Below are 3,077 nucleotides of genomic sequence, written 5' to 3' on the forward strand. Positions count from 1 at the left end.
TTGCTGATGAAATGGGACTATTGGTTTGGGCTGAAGTTCCTGTTTACTGGACCATCAGCTGGACAAATCCGGCAACCTATGCCAATGCAAAAAAGCAATTGACTGATTTAATCGTACGAGATAAAAACAGGGCAAGTGTGATCGTCTGGTCTATTGGCAACGAAACCCCGTTAAGCGATGCCCGTTTGAGTTTTATGAGCAATTTGGCAGAAACTGCCCGCTCTTTGGATGATACCCGTTTAGTGGCTGCTGCTTTAGAAGTACACCGCGAGGGAAATAACATCATTTTAAACGATCCCCTGGGCGAAAAAATCGATCTGGTAAGTTTTAATGAATATGCTGGTTGGTACTGGGGAGGTAATCCATCCGAAATTACCAAATACAATTTCGATATTAAATATAAAAAACCTGTGGTAATTACTGAGTTTGGGGGCGATGCTTTGGGCGGTTTCCACGCCGATGAAAATACACGTTGGAGCGAAGAATACCAAGAGGCGTTGTACAAAAATCAGATTGCTATGTTAAGCAAAATTGGGGCTTTAAGAGGCATGACGCCATGGATTTTGACCGATTTCAGGTCACCAAGAAGACAACATCCTATTTATCAGAATTTCTGGAACCGTAAAGGCTTGATCAGCGAAACAGGTAAAAAAAAGAAAGCCTTCTTCGTGCTGAAAGATTTTTACGACCAGATGCAGGTCAAATACAAATAAAATATGAACAGCTTACAGAAAACTAGTTTTGCTCCTAAAATAATGCTTTCGATGGCGCTGTTAAATAAACTTAAAAAGAACTAAACAAATGGTAAAAGAAGTAGAAAGTCTGTTTTCGCTGAAAAACAAGGTTGTAGTAGTTACAGGTGCTACAGGTGTTTTGGGCGAGGCTTTTGTAAATGGATTATGTGCAGCTGGTGCTGTAATCGTTGTTATAGGAAGAAATGAAGACGCTGCAAAGCAAAGGGTTGCTGATGTAACAAACGCAGGAGGAAAAGCTATTTATATTATTGCTGATGTATTGGATGAGCAGAATCTGCTTAATGCGAATGAAATCATTATCAAAGAATTTGGTCGCATAGATGCGCTGATTAATGCAGCAGGTGGAAATGTGGCGGAAGCCGTTATTCAGCCCGGAAGTGATATTTTTGATCTTAATATTCCAGCCCTAAAACAAGCATTTGACCTCAATTTATTTGGAACTATTTTGCCTACACAGATTTTCGGTAAAGAAATCGCGAAAAATGGGGGTAGTATTGTGAATATTTCATCAGTTTCTGCTAATCAGGCCATTACACGCGTATTGGGTTACTCATTGGCCAAAACATCTATAGATTGTTATACCAAATGGATGGCTGTTGAATTAGCCAATCGTTATCAGGATAAAATCAGGATAAATGCCATTGTACCCGGCTTTTTTATTACTAACCAGAACAGGGCGTTATTAACCAATGAAGATGGTTCTTTGACTGCAAGAGGGCAGGCCATCATTTCTAAAACACCCTTTAAACGGTTTGGAGCGCCAGAAGAATTGATTGGCGCTTTAGTATATTTGCTAAGTGATGCCTCTAAATTTGTAAATGGACAGAATGTTACCGTGGATGGGGGATTTACAGCATTTTCTGGCGTTTAGATATCAATACAATCACATAATCAGTGTAATCTTAATCTGTGCAATCAAATACAATGAAGTATAAAAAATTAGAACAAACCTGGCGTTGGTATGGTCCGAACGATCCAGTTAGCCTACAAGATGTTAAACAAGCAGGAGCTACGGGCGTTGTAACCGCACTGCATCATATACCACATGGTGAAGTTTGGCCATTACATGATATTCAGGAAAGAAAAGCCATTATCGAGGCAGCAGGTTTAACCTGGTCGGTAGTAGAAAGTGTTCCCGTGCATGAAGCGATTAAAACGCGTAGGGCAGATGCAGGGCAGTATATCGAAAATTATAAAACCTCTTTGCGTAACCTGTCGGCCTGCGGAATTAAGACTGTGTGCTACAACTTTATGCCTGTTTTAGATTGGACACGTACACAATTGGACCTGGAAATGACCGATGGATCGAAAGCCCTTTATTTTAACTGGATCGATCTGGCCATTTTTGATCTCTATATTTTGAAGAGAGAAGGTGCAGAAGCAGATTATTCGCAATCTATTTTAGATAGGGCAGCAGCTAAACATGCTACTTTAACAGCGCAGGATTTAGTTGATCTTCGCATCAATGTATTAATGGGCATCCCGACCGAAAAAGAAATCGAGTTGGAGACTTTGCGTAATAGCATTAATGAATATAAAGCCATTGGAAGACAAGGATTAAAAGAAAATTTGAAATTTTTCTTGTTATCTATTGCTGATGTTTGTACAGAAGAAGGTATTAAAATGACCATCCATCCTGACGATCCCCCTTATGCTATTTTAGGTTTGCCAAGAATTGCGAGTACGCTCGAAGATTTTAATTATATTATTAAAGAAGTAGACCAGGCTTTTAACGGTGTTTGTTTCTGTACAGGCTCATTAGGTGCCGGAATGGGGAATAATGCTTTAGAGATCTTCAATGCAGTTAAGGAACGTGTTTATTTTGCGCATTTGCGTAACGTTAAAAAAGATGAGGACGGTAGTTTTTACGAAGCAGATCATTTAGGTGGTGATGTGAACATGTATGAAATCATGAAAGCCTTATCAGAAGAAAATGCTTTGCGCGATAAATCAATTCCTTTCCGCCCAGATCATGGCCACCAAATGTTGGATGATTTGGCCAAAGAAACCAACCCAGGTTATTCGGCGATAGGCAGATTAAGGGGTTTAGCCGAATTAAGAGGCTTAGAAATAGGCGTTACAGGGAATTACTAAACAATTTTCCTAGAGAAACACATTCGCTTTGTCATCCTGAGCGTAGTCGAAGGATCTTTTAGCGTTAATTTAACACATAAGCGCACAAATAAAACTTATTTATTTGTGCGCATTTTTTGTAATGGCTGAGCTTGCATCTGCCTTTCGCCAACCGACAAACACTTAGCGCTGATCCTTATTATCCATAAATACACACCAATTCCCGAAATTTTAACTCACCTTTGCTTG

Annotated in this window: 3 protein-coding genes; all 3 read left to right on the plus strand. The window is 39.7% G+C overall.

The window, feature by feature from the left end; translation table 11 throughout:
* On the plus strand, window positions 1–713 hold a 713-nt coding region (locus tag AC1DND_RS24065; protein ID WP_477585100.1), incomplete at its 5' end, for a glycoside hydrolase family 2 TIM barrel-domain containing protein.
* 88 nt (window positions 714–801) lie between these two features.
* Complete coding sequence (locus AC1DND_RS24070; RefSeq protein WP_215127668.1) at window positions 802–1,626, plus strand: SDR family oxidoreductase; 825 nt, start codon at window positions 802–804, stop codon at window positions 1,624–1,626.
* A 53-nt stretch (window positions 1,627–1,679) separates the two neighbouring features.
* On the plus strand, window positions 1,680–2,849 hold the full coding sequence (gene uxuA, locus AC1DND_RS24075) for a mannonate dehydratase (RefSeq protein ID WP_477585101.1): 1,170 nt from the start codon (window positions 1,680–1,682) through the stop codon (window positions 2,847–2,849).
* Window positions 2,850–3,077 lie beyond the last annotated feature (228 nt).

It is taken from the genome of Pedobacter sp. 01N416, from assembly GCF_056399685.1.

What these genes read in the sequence shown, in the direction of transcription:
- AC1DND_RS24070 (WP_215127668.1), top strand. Translation starts at nt 802, where the DNA reads ATGGTAAAAGAAGTAGAAAGTCTGTTTTCGCTGAAAAACAAGGTTGTA.
- uxuA (WP_477585101.1), top strand. Translation starts at nt 1,680, where the DNA reads ATGAAGTATAAAAAATTAGAACAAACCTGGCGTTGGTATGGTCCGAAC.